Here is a 14,994-nt window from a genome sequence, read left to right as displayed (position 1 = left end):
ACACAAATATAGTATTTTAATAAAAAGACTACATTATTATTTTAGTGTGGGTGTGCTAATCGTTGCTTTTTCTCTTACTAATACTTACCTCATCATAAAAGCGTAACGTTTTACGTGTTTATCACATAGCGTAAAGCGTTACGCTTTTATTTTGGGTGTTGTGTAAAGATTGATTTGTATTTATAGTGTTTTCTATGCTTAAATCTTTAAACTTATCTTTTATCATTTGCAGAATTTTTTCTTGGGTTCTGGTAGTGCTAAATTGATTTTTCAACTGTTGAAACCTTTTTTTTGCCCTAAAACGTTGTGATCTATTAATTTTTTCCCAATGTGTAGGATCGCATAAAGTAAGCCATTTTATATGTTGTTGATTCGTCATTTTGTCAAATTGCATTTTGTCAGAATGAAAGATCGTATTTTGCCAAAAATCTATTAGTTCCGCTTTTAAGCTATTCAGATTATCAATATTTAAAATGTCCGCTAATACTTCAATATTATGCTTTCTTAAATACTTTCTACTTTTAGCAGCAAATTCGATTCTTAGTAGATTTTTATGTGCTTTGTTAATCATTAATCCTTTATCATATATTTTATATCTGTATTCCTGTCTGTAAATTTCTTTGCCATTGAATTTACCTTTAGGTGTTGGGTGTGTAAAAATATCATTTTGATATGCTATAAGTCCGCTTAAAATGGAATCTATATTTTTATCTAGCGATATATTCACGCCTATTTCTAAATGCTGTATAATGGCTGTTTTGTGGTTTATATTAAACTTTTCGCAAAGTTCATTTATTGTCTGCTTTAGCATATCGAAATCATAATCAAAGGCATTATCTTTCCCGTTATTATAATATTGTGCTATTGAGCCACGTATTATCAAGTTAAAGCCTTTTGATTTTAATTTCGGTTTAACGATAAAAGATAAGCCTTTGTAAGTGGCAAATTTCTTTTTGCTTATTTCTGCTGTATCTTCGTTTAGCGTGCTTTTAAATTTTATTAATGGGTTATTTTCCCATTGTTCGAGAGTAGTGCCAACGCATATTATTTTTACACCGTCCACGATTTTGGTAAGAATTAAGTATTTTTGAAAATAGTTTTGAATGCGTTGCCGTATTTGAAACGGATATTTGAACAAAAAAAGAGAGTTTTGAAAGGCTCTCTTTTCTTATTTCAATGAAGTAATAAGCAAGCCTTTTTTATTGTGATGCTTACTTTTGTTTGAGTTCAATTAAAGCGTTTTCGATTTGCTTTCTTTTGTAGTACACACGCCCCGAAATTTGATAAGCTGTTATAATCCCTTTTTTAGTCCAATTATGAACACTTGACAGGTCTATTGATAGCATTTCAGCTACTTCATTTCGTGTTAAGTATTCAGTAGGTTCTTTCGGTTGCCAATTCTTTTTAAGTTCGTCTAATTGAGTTTTTACGCTTTTTGCAATAGCTTCAGCGATTTCGTCCGGTGTTGTTTGAAATATTGAAATGTTGCTCATGGATAAATATTTTTAATTTTGGTGCAATATCTATCTGTTTCAATTCCGATTTTCGGGCGTTTTTTCCGATTCTTTATTTTTCGGGTTCTATTTCTTGAATAACGTTGTAGTAATTGTTTTGTCTTTGTTCGCTAAAAGATTTATTTAGTGTTTCCAAATTGCCTTTTTTTAAAAAAATATCATACTGTATTTCATTGATATAATTTTCTTGATGTAGCCAATTATACCATATTTTATGAGTTCGTTTGTGAACACGATTTTCATGTTTCATTTTAGCAATGAGAAAACTATAATCTTTGTAGGTATTTAGAATATACTTTTTAGAAAAGAGGTTGAAAATTTGAAAATTTATGTTTTTTTCTCCCTTGAAAAAATCGGGAAATATTTTTTCATCTTTTGATTTAACAGTCTTTTTTTCGGAATTGAAAACAACGTCTTTAAACTGCTTTGTGAGTTCATCTGAATTAGGGAGTAATATTTTTGGTTGAGGTCTTAATTTAATATCTATTTCTTTGTAAAAGTCCAGGAAATCATTTGTTTCATCTTTATCAAAATCATTTTCTTGTTTTTCCTTTTCAAAATTGGTTTTAATGCTGTTTAGTCTTTTGCAGTAATACGTGTAATCAACTATTTTTGTTTCAGTCATTTTAACGGTTTGAATTTCGGTTAAAATGTCCGCAATTACCTCATCTATGTCGTGTATTGAAATTTTTAAAAAAGTTTGCAAAGCTTCATTTCCTTTTTTCTTTTCAATCTCAAAATCATGCTTGTATTTTTTAACTAGGAATTTTAGTCTATCCAATTTGTTGTTAAATATGGGCGTAATGTTTTCATAACTCATAGCGGTAAAGATTAAATAGAGTTATTTTAATTTTGATTTGAAGCTTTTTTACTAACTACCTTTAGATTTGATTCTTTTTGCTTTTTTAAGGCTTGTATCGTGTAGAAATCGGCTATTTGTCGTGCGTAGTCGAGTGAGTTTTTGCCGATGTAATTAAGTAGCATCTTTTCTGATGAATGCCCCGTTATTTGCATAATTAGTGGTGTTGGTAATTCCCCGTACTGATTGGTTGCAAATGATCTACGGCACACATGGCTAGACATCAATTCCCATTTTTGATATGTACCCTCAATTTTTCGCTTTTGTGTGTTGCCGTTTCCTAGTTCGATAACAGTTATTTTACTGTCTTGTATCATTTCATCAATCCCAGCCAATTTGCAAACCTCTTTAATGTATTTATTGAATTTTTGAATTGATATTTTATGAGGTAAACCGCTTTCGAGAATTTTTTTTGTTGTTTCTAAAACAGGAATCGTTATATTTTTTCCTGTTTTTTGTTGTTGCAATTCAATAACCTCTAATTCATCCCTTGTAACAAAGTTGTCTTTAGTAAGTTCTAATAAGTCGCCACCTCTTTGACCTAAATCACACCCTAGTAAAAGCCATTTACGAGCGTTTTTATGCGCTTCATTCAGTAAAACTGTATTTTCTATGGCTTCGAGTTCGTTAGTTGTTAAATACAGTATGTTTTCATTCTTTGGCTTGGTGCTTTCTATTTTGTTGTATTGAATATTTGTTTCGATTCCGTTCAATTCAGCATTACGACAAACAGTTTTTAAATCTGTGATTTTTTTAAGCGCATAGCTTTTTTGATAGTTTTTAGTATTCAATAGGTAATTGAGAAAATCATTAGAAAACCTTACGTTAATATCTTTTACTTTGAATTTTTTCGGTTTTTGGTATTCTGCAATCATTCGTTTTAAAGACTTGTAAGAGTTTATTCGACTTTTAGATAACCCAATACCGCCCTTTGCATTTTTTTTCGTTGGTGCTTCATCTATTATGCTTTGTATAGCATCCGTTAAAAGTTCGCTTTGTTGTTTTTCTTGTATTGGGTTGTAGAATAGGTGTATTTGATCTTTTAGCCATTCCTTATCAACGTTTTTTTCATTTTCATTGATAAAGGCATCGCGTACAAAGTTTTCAATCTCAATTAAATGCGCTTTTACCTCAACTTGTTTGTTTTTGATGTTAGCGTCTTTCGTTCTTTTGTTGTGAAGTTTCCAGTATTCAGTATCTACAAAATATTGAGTTTTAGCGTCAATCGCATGATCTTTGCTTTGGGTATCTCTAAATAATAAACGAAGTGTTAAAGCGGCTCTTTTACGTGTAGAGCGATATAAGAAATTTACCGTTGCCATTTTTGAAAGTATTTATTTGAACAATACAAATGTAGCTAATAAAAAATGTTTTTTGTACGGCTTGTACGATTTTTGTACGGTAAAATTCCCTTTCGTTAGATTTTATTCAATTAGAATAGATTTTTATAAGTGCTTAATGTTGCTTTTAAAGTGTCGATTTTGTTGAGGTTTTTAGCTTTCTTTAATGTTTTTCAGAAAGTATCAAATTGAATGGTTTCAAGTCCCGCCTCGAGTACGAAAGCCCTTCTTAATCTTTTTGATTTTGAAGGGTTTTTTTATGGGTTGAAGTTTTTCTGGATAAACATTTTGCGTTTTATCTAGTCATCATGCAAGCAACGCACCAAACAATTCAATTTTTCATCAAGTAGTTTATATTAAAAATAATATAAAAAGCATTTAATTTTTTTAGATTTGTTCTCCAATGAATAATAGATAAAATGTTTTTGAATTTGGTACATTGCCACTTTTGAATGTACAGTGTCTTACTAATTCAATAATCGTTTGATAATTAAGAATAATTTGATGGAAGCTACTTTAAAAGTAGCTAGTAAGAATACAGATAAAAGCTTTATTAGATTCAATTTGATGAATTATATAGAAAATTTGTTGGAGAAAAAGTAAAATCAATATATGGAATTTACATTAGGAGAATTGTTTTCAGGACCAGGCGGATTGTCGCATGGCGCAATGAACGTTAATTTTAATCATAACAATGAACAATTTAATATTCGTCATGGTTGGGCAAACGATTTTCATAAAGATAGTTGTGAAACTTACAAGCAAAATATTGACGGAGCGAATGATGATAATGTATTTTTCGGTGATGTTAAAGAGTTAAATATTGATGCACTTCCTTTTATAGATGCCTTTGCATACGGTTTTCCGTGTAATGATTTTAGCTTGGTTGGAGAACAGTTGGGTTTTAATGGAAAATTTGGACCTTTATATTCTTATGGAATTAACGTTATCAATAGGTTCAATCCACATTTTTTTGTTGCAGAGAACGTTGGAGGTATTACTTCTGCAAATGAAGGTAAATCTTTCAAGAAAATATTACATGACTTAGAAAATTCGGGAGAGAATGGTTACAATCTTACAATTAACTTATACCGAAGTGAAAAATACGGAATTCCGCAAACAAGACACAGAATAATTATTGTAGGGATAAGAAAAGATCATGATTTACTTTTTCAAGTTCCTGCGCCTACTACTCCAAACCAAGAAAATTATAGAACCTCAAGAGAAGCATTAGAAATACCACCGATACCTTTAAATGCACTGAATAATGAAAGGACTCGGCAAAGTGCAAAAGTAATTGAAAGGCTATCATATATTAATCCAGGAGAAAACGTTTGGAAAGAAGGTTTACCCAAGCACTTGCAATTAAATGTTAAAGGCGCTAAACTAAGTCAAATTTATAAAAAATTGCATCCAGATAAGCCTTCTTACACAATCACAGGAAGTGGTGGTGGTGGAACACACGGCTATCATTACGCAGAAAATAGAGCATTAACGAATAGAGAAAGAGCAAGAATTCAAACTTTTCCAGATGATTATCTTTTTTTAGGCTCAAAAGAAAGCGTAAGAAAACAAATAGGAATGGCTGTTCCTCCTGTGTTATCTAAAATAGTTTTTGAATCTATTTTGAGAACTTTTGCAGGGATTAATTATGCACATGTAGAACCTAGCTATGCCTATGAGAATAGATAATTTATACGAAAATGTTCTTATTAAACCAGCAAGAGTAGAAGAATCTAGTGAATTATACATAGTAAGCGGTTATGCATCTGCTACATTTTTACGACGACATATTACAGATTTAGTTTCGCATGGTATAAATTTTAAAATCAATTTAATAGTAGGTATGCCGTCTAAGAAAAGTGATCACGAAGCTTTTTTGCAATTATATGATGAATATCCTCAGATATTTATGGGACATTACTATAATGGTTCAGTTTCTGTACATAGCAAAGTATATTCTTGGTTTACTAATGGTAAACCTGATCTAGGATTCGCAGGTTCTGCAAATTACAGTCAATATGGTTTTTTTTCGAATAAACAGATAAATCAAATCAGTGATGAAGAGCCTCAAACAATTAAAGATTTCTATGACTCTTTAATTCCAAACTCGCAACTAATGACTGCTATTGAAGTTGAAGAAAGCGTTTCAGAAGAAATGCCTAATGTTGAAGGAACTATAGCGCCTGGTAAAATACAATGGATAGTACCTAATAAATCTGTCCGAATAAGTTTTTTACAAAAAGATGGAACTTTACCCGAAAAATCAGGATTAAATTGGGGACAAAGAAAAGCTAAAAGTACAAACCCAAGAACAGGAGTAGTTAAATATTCCTCTAGAAATCCCGATCAAGCTTATTTAAGTATCAAAAAAACGGCTCGTAAAGAAGGTTTTCTTCCAGAAAGAGGCTTTACTTTTACGATGCTTACAGATGATAATGTTGTTCTGGATTGTGTTGTAGCTCAAGGTGGAAGAAAAGGAGTTCAAACAACAAATGATAATAGTGAGTTGGGACGATATATTCGTAATAGACTAAATTTAGCAAATGGTACCTTCTTAACAGCTGACCATTTAATAGCATATGGAAGAACAGACTTTACGTTAGTCAAAATTAATGACGAAACTTTTTTATTCGATTTTTCGGTAAACGATTTAAATATTTAGAATAGTTTTATCTTTAGTTTTGGATTTTGAAGTTATTACTTATGAATATCTTTTAACAAGTTCGAAAACGCATTGATACATTCATGCTTAAGCTGTTTGCCATGAAGTTCTTTAGAAAGTTGAATGCATTGAATTGGCAAATTGTGTTTTCTGCCAGAAGTTTCACTGAGTAAACAGTTAGACGATACTACAATGGCACCGTCAACACTACCATCACTAATATTTTTCATACATTCTTGTTCGCGTTTACGTTCTTCAAAAGATTGAAACAACATAATGCGATAACCATATTTTGAAGCTACTTTTTCAATATTGTGCAAAAAGCAACTATAAAAAGTTGTATTGATTTGTGGAACAATAATGGCAATCGCTTTCGTTTGTTTTTTACGCAAAGCAACCGCATAATTATTGGGTACATAATTATGCTTAGACGCAATTTTTTGAATGGCTTTTCGTGTTGTAAGACTAATGTCAAATTTATTATTCAACGCTTTAGAAACCGTTGAAACTGAAAAGCCAGATAACTGCGATAACTCTTTTAATGTGATTGCTGATTGCGAAAAATTCATTTTTTTACTTCTTTTATAATCTGGATAGCTTCCTTTGTGAGTGCTTCAATTTTTTCTAAATCGAAGTCTCCATTTTCTTTTTTTGCCATCAATTTTGAACCCATTCCCACACAGGTTGCACCTGCGTTAAACCAACCTTCTAAGTTTTCACGAGTAGGAGCAACGCCACCAGTAGGCATAACACTTGTCCAAGGTTGTGGACCTTTTATTGCTTTGATAAAATTAGAGCCATAAATTCCGCCAGGGAATAATTTTACAATTTCACAACCCAATTCTTCTGCTCTTGCTATTTCTGTCAACGATCCGCAACCTGGCGACCATAATACTTTGCGTCGGTTACACACAATTGCAATGTCTTCTCGTAATACAGGTGTTACAATAAAATTCGCGCCAAGCGACATATATAACGAAGCGGCGGCGGCATCAGTAACTGAGCCAACTCCCATAATCATTCCGGGTAATGTTGCAATTGCATATTTGGTTAATTCGCCAAAAACTTCATGCGCAAAATCGCCACGAGCAGTAAATTCTAGTAGGCGAGCACCTCCGTCATAACAAGCTTTTAGCACTTTTTTGCTAACTTCTATATCGTTATTAAAAAATAGCGGAACCATTCCGGTTTCTTTCATTACCTGCGCTACTTCGAGTCTTGAATATTGTGCCATTCTAAATTTATTTTTGTTGAATTTGTATTATCTCGCAACTCTTCCAGATGCGTCACCACCCATTAATTTTTCTACTTCGGCGATTGTTGATAAATTTGCATCTCCTTTGATTGTGTGTTTCAAGCATGAAGCCGCTACTGCAAAATCTAATGCATTTTGATCATCTTCAGGATATTTTAATAATCCATAAATTAATCCACCCATAAATGAATCGCCACCACCAACTCTATCTACAATATCTGTAATTTGATATTGGCGTGTTTCATACATTTTTGAACCATCATATAATACACCAGCCCATGTGTTGTGAGAAGCTGATATTGAACCTCTTAATGTTGTAATTACTTTTTTAGCTCTTGGGAATTTTTCCATCATTTGTTTACAAACTGATAAAAATGCTTCTGCTTTTACATCGTGTCCATGTTTGTGCACATCTAATCCTTCGGGATGAATACCAAAGTGTTTTTCTGCATCTTCTTCATTTCCTAAAATGATATCACAATACGACGTTAGTTCGGTCATTATTGCTTCACGATCGCCACCATATTTCCAAAGTTTTGCTCTGTAATTTAGATCTGTAGAAATTGTAATTCCTTTGGCACTTGCAGCTTTTACGGCTTCTAAACAAACATCTGCTGCTCCTTGCGATATTGCAGGTGTAATTCCTGTCCAATGAAACCATTCAACACCATCAAATACTGAATCCCAGTCAATCATGCCTGATGTTACTTCAGCTATAGCTGAATGTGCTCTGTCATATACAACTTTACTTCCTCTACTTACGGCACCAGTTTCTAAGAAGTAAATTCCCAAACGGTCTCCGCCCCAAACAATTTTGTTAACGCCAACACCACGTTTCCTCATTTCCATCATGGCACAGTGTCCAATATCATTGTTTGGTAATCGTGTTACAAAATCAACATCAACACCATAATTAGCTAAAGAAACAGCTACATTAGATTCACCTCCACCATATACAACGTCGAAGCTATTTGTTTGTGAAAATCTCAAAAAACCAGGAGGTGCTAAACGAAGCATAATTTCTCCAAAAGTAACTACTTTACTCATCTTTATATCGTCTTAAATTGTTAAAATATCTTTTTTGGTTAAACGTTTAAGCAAATCGTTAAAAATAAATCAAAACTGAGATGGTTTTGATTATTAGCTATAAAAAGCTACTTTTGCTTAAACGTTTAAGCAAATATATAAAAACTAAGTGAAAAAAAAAAGAACTACGATAAAAGACATTGCGAATATGCTGAATATTTCGCCTGCGGCTGTTTCGAAAGCACTTCATGACGATTCTAGAATAAGTGCAAAAACCAAAGACGCCGTAAAACGTGTTGCTAAAGAATTAAATTATCAACCCAATCATTTAGCCAGCGCGTTGCGAAAAGGGAAAAGTAATTTAGTAGGTGTTATTGTCCCAAAAACTAGTAGTAACTTTTTTTCATCTGTTATTCAAAATATAGAAGAAGTACTGAATAAGGAAGGTTATAATATTATCATTACGCAGTCTAACGAGTCTTTTAAGAAGGAATGCAGTAATATAGATACGTTACTTTTTACACAAGTTGATGGCATTATCGCTTCTATGGCAAATGAAACTGTTGATTTGTCATATTATGAAAAAATAAAGTCGAAAGGAATTCCATTGATATTATTTGATAGAGGAGAGAATGATTTGAATGTTGATTATATTGGAATTAATGATTATGATAGTAGTTATATGATTGTTGAACACCTTATTTCAAAAGGCTGTAAGCGTATTGCACATATTGGCGGTTTTAGACATACACGAATTTTTAATAATAGAATTAGAGGGTATATTGACGCTATACATACATATAATTTACCGCATGAAGATGATTTACTGATGGAAAGTAGCTTAACACTTGAAGATGGAAAGTTGAAAATGCAAGCATTATTGGAACTAGAAAATCCACCAGATGCTGTGTATATTGCCGGAGATTATGCCGCTTTGGGCGCATTGCAATTATTGAAAGAAAAAAATATTAGTGTCCCAAATGATATTTGCTTAGTTGGTTTCGGGAACGAACCTTTTACTTCATTGGTCACACCAACAATTACGAGCATTAATCAACATAGTGCACAAATAGGGCAGTTGGCCGCTGAAACTTTTTTGAAACGTGTTAAAATGGATACCGTTATGCAAACCCTTAATAAAATTATTTTGGATGCTGAATTGATTGAACGCGATTCGTCTGAAAAACAATAAGCGCTATTGTTAAAAAACAATAACGCTTATGCTGAGAATAAAATTTATTTCTTTGTATTAGATTCCTAATGCTTGTCCACCACCTATTTGGATTGTTTCGGCAGTTATGAATGCAGCATCTTTGCTTGCTAAAAACGAAATAACACCAGCTACATCGTCTGGTTGACCTAATCGTCCAAGCATAATATTATTTGCCCAAGAAGCAAAAACTTCTGGCTTTGTTGATTTTATTTGAGCATGAAATGGTGTATCAATAGTACCTGGTGATACTGCATTTGATCGAATACCGTATTCAGCTAAATCTTTTGCTAATGCTCTTGTAATTGCATGTACACCTGCTTTTGAGGTTCCGTAAATTCCTGCACCTGGTCCACCAGCTGTCCATCCTGCATTTGATGTGTAGTTTATGATAGAAGGATGTTCTCCTTTTTTAAGGAATGGTATCGCGGCTCTTGAAGCAAAAAATACAGAATCAAGATTTAGTGCCATGACAAATCTGTAAAAATCTGTAGTCATTTCTTCAAATCGAGAACGTCCACCTAATCCACCAGCATTGTTTACTAGCACATCAATTTTACCATATTTTTCTCCTATTTTGGTAATATTTTCTGTTACTTGATCTTCTTTCGTAACATCAAAACCGTAATATTCAGCAGTAATTCCTGCGTCTGTAAGTTGTTTTAATTTTTCAGCTCCAGCAGCGTCATCTATACCATTTAGAATGACAGTGTATCCGTCTTCGCCTAATCTTTTTGCTACTGCGAAACCAATGCCGCCTGTAGCTCCTGTAACTATTGCAATTTTTCCTTTATTTTTACTCATAGTAAGTATGATTATTTTATAATTTACTTTTTCGTTTTTATGCTTCTATTGTTTTTCTAACTGGACCAATATTTTTGATTAGAACAAATACTGCTATAACTCCTAAGATTACGGAAACACATATGGCAATAAATGCAGGAATATATGATCCTCCAGCAGTGATTTGACCGATAAACCAATTCATGATCATTGGAGATACTGCGGCTACTGTACCTGCTAATCCAGCTAACGTACCAACTGATGGGCCTCTAAATAAATCACTAGATATGGTTTGAATGTTTCCAATTGCAAACTGAAATCCAAATAATGCAAGTCCTGCAAAATATATGAATGTCATAAAGTTATTTTCTTTTACCAATGTAATGATGCATACAAAAGCTATCAAGACTAACAAACCTCCTAAAGCTATCGTTGCTTTTCTCGATATATCAACTGTATATTTTTTTATTAATTCTTTTACAAACATTCCGCCTAAGATACTTCCGGCTGCAGCCATAAGATACGATATCCACATAGTACCAGCTATTTGTTCAATACTCAATCCGAATTTATCATTTAAATAGATTGGCATCCATCCTGCAAAAAACCACCAAATTGGTTCTATGAAAAATCGACAGGTTAATACACCCCAAGATTCTTTATAGCTAAGTATTTTACCAACACTTAAACTTTTTGCTTTTACTTCTGTATTCTCCTCCACTTTATCAATTCTACTTGAAAGGATTAAATTTCTTTCTTTTTCGGTTACCCAAGGATGTTTTTCTGGAGTAGATTTGTTTAAAAATAACCATGGAATTACCCATAGTATTCCAACAACTCCTAAAATAACATAGGTGGTTTGCCATCCAAATTTTGTGTAAAGAAATACTATAATAAAAGGCGCTATTACATTTCCTATGGACGCACCAGCATTGAATATACCTTGTGCAATTGCTCGCTCTTTTACAGGAAACCATTCTCCATTACTTTTTACTGCACCAGGCCAATTTCCAGCTTCTCCTAAGCCGAGAAGACCTCTAAAGATGGATAATGTTATCAACCCTCTTGCAAATGCATGAAATGCAGAGGCTACCGACCAAACAATAATAGAAACGGTAAATCCTAAACGAGTTCCGATGGTATCATATAGTTTTCCAGACGCAAATTTACCAACGGCATAACAGGCTAAAAATACATTAAGCATTGTTGCATAATCTGATTTGTCCATGCCTAAATCTTCGCCCATTTGAGGCCAGAGTAGTGCAAAAGCAGTTCTGTCAATATAGTTTATAACTGTAGCTATAAAGATTAACCCTATAATCCACCAGCGTAATCCTTTTATTTTCATATTTAGTGTATGGTATACACGAATCCTTGTACGACAAGCATTTGTATATTAGTTGTTTGAGCAAATTTGCTCAGTTATATGGTGTGTAATTTGTTTTGAGAAGAAATTGCAATACGATTTCTACATATAAAATTACGTTCCCTCCAGTATGTTGTTTCAGTATTGAAGTCGTGCATCTTCAATAATGAGTTTATGTTTTTTTAAATATTATAACAGTATTGATATAATACTTCAAAATGTTCTTTCATTTTTTGTTTTGCTAGTTGCGGATTTTGATTTTTAATTGCATTAAATATACTTTGATGTTCTAAAATTCCGGATTCCGCTAATCCTTTGTCACAAAAGTGATATTTTTCAAAATTGGTAATGATTTCTGGTGTAATAATTAGCATGAATGTATTCATGGTACTATTACCAGAAGCTTTTGCAATGGCTAAATGAAATAGTAAATCTTCTTGAACAGCGTCTTCGCCATTATTTACTTTTTCGGAATAAGCATCTAACGCTTCTTTCATTTTAATTAAATCTTCATCAGTTCTTCGTAAGGCGGCTAAACGAGCCGTTTTGAGTTCTAATAGAATACGAGTTTCGACCAATGATTTAAAATCTGGTTCTTCTAAACGAAGAATATCTTCAATCATTCCGTTCATCGCGGTTACGCCAATATTTGCGACAAACGTTCCACTTTGCGGAATTGATTTTAGTAATCCATAGAATTCAAGTTTTTGAATAGCTTCTCTAACATTACTACGTGTGACTTCAAACTTTTCAGATAACATACGTTCTGATGGAAGTTTGTCACCTGGCTCTAAATTCTTTATGTTGATTAAATCTCGTATTTTGGAGATAATCGTTTTTTGAAGATCGAGGGTTTCTGTCTTTGTTACTGTATCTAATTTCATACTTTGAATTCTGTAATTGGTTAACCAGAGTTGTATGTTTAAATTTATAAAATTAATAAAGAATACGTGTAAACTTCTTGAAAAAAATCTTTACTTGAATCTTACTGACCTACTTTAGATCAGTAAAATTCAATGAAAAGCATCTATTCAAACTAAATTAACTTTTTTATTAATGCGTTACTTCTAAACTATAATAACGAACTTTTGCAAAAGCCCCTTCTTCACGTGACTGAAAATAGTTTCCTGCTTTGAAGTAATTTTCAAAGATTCCCCATTTTTTCATGTGAATGTTTTCATAGGTTTTGAATTCATTATTGTTTAGAACGATTGTCATTTTTCCTTCACTTATGCGTACTTCGAGTCTAAATTTTTTGAAGCCTACTTTTTGTTTAAATGTAAATCCTTCATCATCTCCCCAAGCATCTTCATGTAGTATTTCTTCACCGGAAGCGCTCAAGTTTTTTAAGACTTTTGTTTTGACACGAATTTTTCCATCTTTCCAATATATTTTCAACATTGGTGGCGCATTGTTGTCTTTTTGACCAATAAGATCACGCTGTTCATTAGTTAAACGGCCATGAATTTGCATGATGATTACTTTATGATATTTACCATTTTTATCACGAGAAACCGCATCCATTGCCAGTTTACCTTTCATTTTACCACCTTGCTTAAATGTCCAATTGACATTGTTGTTGCCAGGCTCCATTTGCTCTCGTAATTCTGAACGTGAATATTTGGTATTTGCTGTTGTGGCTTTACTTGGATATGCATAAAAAACCAAAGCACCACGTACAGAATCGTTGTACATATAAGGCAATAAGTCTTTGTTGGTAGCATAGTCCAATATTTCTGGTGGTGACACTTCCTGCGGTTTTTTTCCATTGCCCGCAGGCGTTGTCACTTTCCAATGCGATAAATCAATTTTAGGTAATTTGTACTTTTTCCTTTTCTTTTTTCTCTTTTTTTCCTTTTTAACGTTATCAGTTTTTTCAGTATCGTTAGACTGAGCAAAACCAATTGTTAGGCTAAAAGCAAAGAAGAGAATAAATAGGGTTCTAAAGGTCATATTTATATATTAGTTATTAGCTGTAATAGTTACGGAGTCAGCTCTTATTTCTTCATCTCCACTAGTATATCCGTAATTACCAACACTACTATCGCCTCCTAAGCCTCTGATGAATAGGGCAACACTATCATTAGCACCTGCATTAAATGTATATGTGTAAGTGAAATAATCGTCATCATCAGGATTAGTTATGGTTTCTACCATTAAATTATTTGCGGCATCTTCTACTTGCGGAAGAGTAGTGTAGCCATACCCTGAACTTGGAAAATCTGTAGCGGCTGTATAATAAGTTGGTGTGTAACCAGCTACATAACCAGCTCCGGCTAAAATTCTTAATTCAAGCATACTACCAGGGTAAGTACCAGGCGTACTAGCTATAGTTTTGTGCGATACTATTATTGATATTGTATAATCTGCGTTTGGAGTTACTGCAAACTCTTGGTATACGTGATCTGGTTCGTTATTGTCAAATTTTACTACATTATCAGAACCTCCATTACCAGAACTAGATTCTCCTTGTTCTCCAATGTCATCATTATCCCATCCTGAGCAAGAACAGTCACTTGAAGCACCATTGTTTTTCGGTAATTTATCAAAATCAGCATTGATTAAAATAGGATCCGGAACTGCTGGAGCTTCTGGCTCAATTACTTCTACAGTTTGTGTAGATGTACTTACAACACCTAATGCATCTGAAGCTGTTAGCGTAACAGTATATACGCCTTCTCCTGAATACGTGTTTGCGCCATCTATTTCTGTTGATGTATTTCCGTCTCCATAATCCCAACTATAAGTAGTGGCACTTGTTGATAGGTTTGCGAACGTATAGTTTTTCCACTCTTCATCTGGACCAGCTCCTTGTGTAAAGGTGAAGTCAGCTTCAGGTGGTGTAAGGTCTGCAATTGATCCTTCTTCTGGAAGATCAAATTTTTCGAAATCACTACAAGACTGGAATGCAAACGCCAATACAATTGCTGTAGTAAACCCAATTATTTTTTTGATTTGTTTTTTCATTATCTTTTA

General features: G+C 33.1%; 15 protein-coding genes. 3 read left to right on the top strand and 12 right to left on the bottom strand.

What is annotated here, in order from left to right; translation table 11 throughout:
• Positions 1 to 121 precede the first annotated feature (121 nt).
• The 4 genes from ACQ654_RS10175 to ACQ654_RS10160 form a co-directional block, all read right to left on the bottom strand.
• Entirely contained in the window at positions 122 to 1,063 is a 942-nt protein-coding gene (locus ACQ654_RS10175) for a hypothetical protein (RefSeq protein ID WP_430410222.1), read from the bottom strand.
• 148 nt (positions 1,064 to 1,211) lie between these two features.
• A complete protein-coding gene (locus ACQ654_RS10170) occupies positions 1,212 to 1,493 on the bottom strand; it encodes a helix-turn-helix domain-containing protein (protein WP_430410221.1) in 282 nt (93 codons plus the stop codon).
• A 73-nt stretch (positions 1,494 to 1,566) separates the two neighbouring features.
• Entirely contained in the window at positions 1,567 to 2,334 is a 768-nt protein-coding gene (locus tag ACQ654_RS10165) for a hypothetical protein (RefSeq protein WP_430410220.1), read from the bottom strand.
• 26 nt (positions 2,335 to 2,360) lie between these two features.
• Complete coding sequence (locus ACQ654_RS10160) at positions 2,361 to 3,695, bottom strand: tyrosine-type recombinase/integrase (protein WP_430410219.1); 1,335 nt, start codon at positions 3,693 to 3,695, stop codon at positions 2,361 to 2,363.
• A gap of 630 nt (positions 3,696 to 4,325) precedes the next feature.
• On the opposite strand from ACQ654_RS10160, the gene ACQ654_RS10155 reads away from it, so the two are divergent.
• Both ACQ654_RS10155 and ACQ654_RS10150 read left to right on the top strand, forming a co-directional pair.
• Positions 4,326 to 5,405, top strand: a complete 1,080-nt coding sequence (locus ACQ654_RS10155) for a DNA cytosine methyltransferase (RefSeq protein WP_430410218.1) — start codon at positions 4,326 to 4,328, stop codon at positions 5,403 to 5,405.
• Positions 5,392 to 6,378 (top strand): restriction endonuclease PLD domain-containing protein, encoded by a 987-nt coding sequence (locus tag ACQ654_RS10150; RefSeq protein ID WP_430410217.1) that lies wholly within the window; start codon positions 5,392 to 5,394, stop codon positions 6,376 to 6,378. The genes ACQ654_RS10155 and ACQ654_RS10150 overlap by 14 nt, the downstream gene beginning before the upstream one ends.
• Before the next feature lie 35 nt (positions 6,379 to 6,413).
• Here the strand turns inward: ACQ654_RS10150 and ACQ654_RS10145 are convergent, their stop codons facing one another.
• Genes ACQ654_RS10145 through ACQ654_RS10135 form a run of 3 tightly spaced genes read right to left on the bottom strand, consistent with a single transcriptional unit; the run spans position 6,414 to position 8,680 of the window.
• Positions 6,414 to 6,947, bottom strand: a complete 534-nt coding sequence (locus tag ACQ654_RS10145) for a LacI family DNA-binding transcriptional regulator (protein ID WP_430410216.1) — start codon at positions 6,945 to 6,947, stop codon at positions 6,414 to 6,416.
• Positions 6,944 to 7,612 (bottom strand): bifunctional 4-hydroxy-2-oxoglutarate aldolase/2-dehydro-3-deoxy-phosphogluconate aldolase, encoded by a 669-nt coding sequence (locus tag ACQ654_RS10140; RefSeq protein WP_430410215.1) that lies wholly within the window; start codon positions 7,610 to 7,612, stop codon positions 6,944 to 6,946. The genes ACQ654_RS10145 and ACQ654_RS10140 overlap by 4 nt, the downstream gene beginning before the upstream one ends.
• A gap of 27 nt (positions 7,613 to 7,639) precedes the next feature.
• Positions 7,640 to 8,680 carry a PfkB family carbohydrate kinase gene (locus tag ACQ654_RS10135; protein ID WP_430410214.1) on the bottom strand — a complete coding sequence of 347 codons (1,041 nt, stop codon included), beginning with the start codon at positions 8,678 to 8,680 and terminating at the stop codon, positions 7,640 to 7,642.
• A 148-nt stretch (positions 8,681 to 8,828) separates the two neighbouring features.
• On the opposite strand from ACQ654_RS10135, the gene ACQ654_RS10130 reads away from it, so the two are divergent.
• Positions 8,829 to 9,851: a LacI family DNA-binding transcriptional regulator gene (locus ACQ654_RS10130; RefSeq protein ID WP_430410213.1), complete on the top strand. Its 1,023-nt coding sequence runs from the start codon at positions 8,829 to 8,831 to the stop codon at positions 9,849 to 9,851.
• A gap of 57 nt (positions 9,852 to 9,908) precedes the next feature.
• Here ACQ654_RS10130 and ACQ654_RS10125 read toward each other — a convergent pair whose 3' ends face one another.
• From ACQ654_RS10125 to ACQ654_RS10105, 5 genes are all read right to left on the bottom strand, one after another.
• A complete protein-coding gene (locus ACQ654_RS10125) occupies positions 9,909 to 10,673 on the bottom strand; it encodes an SDR family NAD(P)-dependent oxidoreductase (RefSeq protein ID WP_430410212.1) in 765 nt (254 codons plus the stop codon).
• A gap of 37 nt (positions 10,674 to 10,710) precedes the next feature.
• Positions 10,711 to 12,000 (bottom strand): MFS transporter, encoded by a 1,290-nt coding sequence (locus tag ACQ654_RS10120; RefSeq protein WP_430410211.1) that lies wholly within the window; start codon positions 11,998 to 12,000, stop codon positions 10,711 to 10,713.
• Between the two features lie 200 nt (positions 12,001 to 12,200).
• Positions 12,201 to 12,902: a FadR/GntR family transcriptional regulator gene (locus ACQ654_RS10115; protein ID WP_430410210.1), complete on the bottom strand. Its 702-nt coding sequence runs from the start codon at positions 12,900 to 12,902 to the stop codon at positions 12,201 to 12,203.
• Between the two features lie 169 nt (positions 12,903 to 13,071).
• Positions 13,072 to 13,971, bottom strand: a complete 900-nt coding sequence (locus tag ACQ654_RS10110; RefSeq protein ID WP_430410209.1) for a polysaccharide lyase family 7 protein — start codon at positions 13,969 to 13,971, stop codon at positions 13,072 to 13,074.
• 9 nt (positions 13,972 to 13,980) lie between these two features.
• Positions 13,981 to 14,985, bottom strand: a complete 1,005-nt coding sequence (locus ACQ654_RS10105) for a PKD domain-containing protein (RefSeq protein WP_430410208.1) — start codon at positions 14,983 to 14,985, stop codon at positions 13,981 to 13,983.
• Positions 14,986 to 14,994: the final 9 nt, after the last annotated feature.

The sequence above is a fragment of the Kordia sp. genome (assembly GCF_965283645.1).
GTDB lineage: Bacteria > Bacteroidota > Bacteroidia > Flavobacteriales > Flavobacteriaceae > Kordia.
This window is presented reverse-complemented; position numbering and strand designations above follow the sequence as displayed.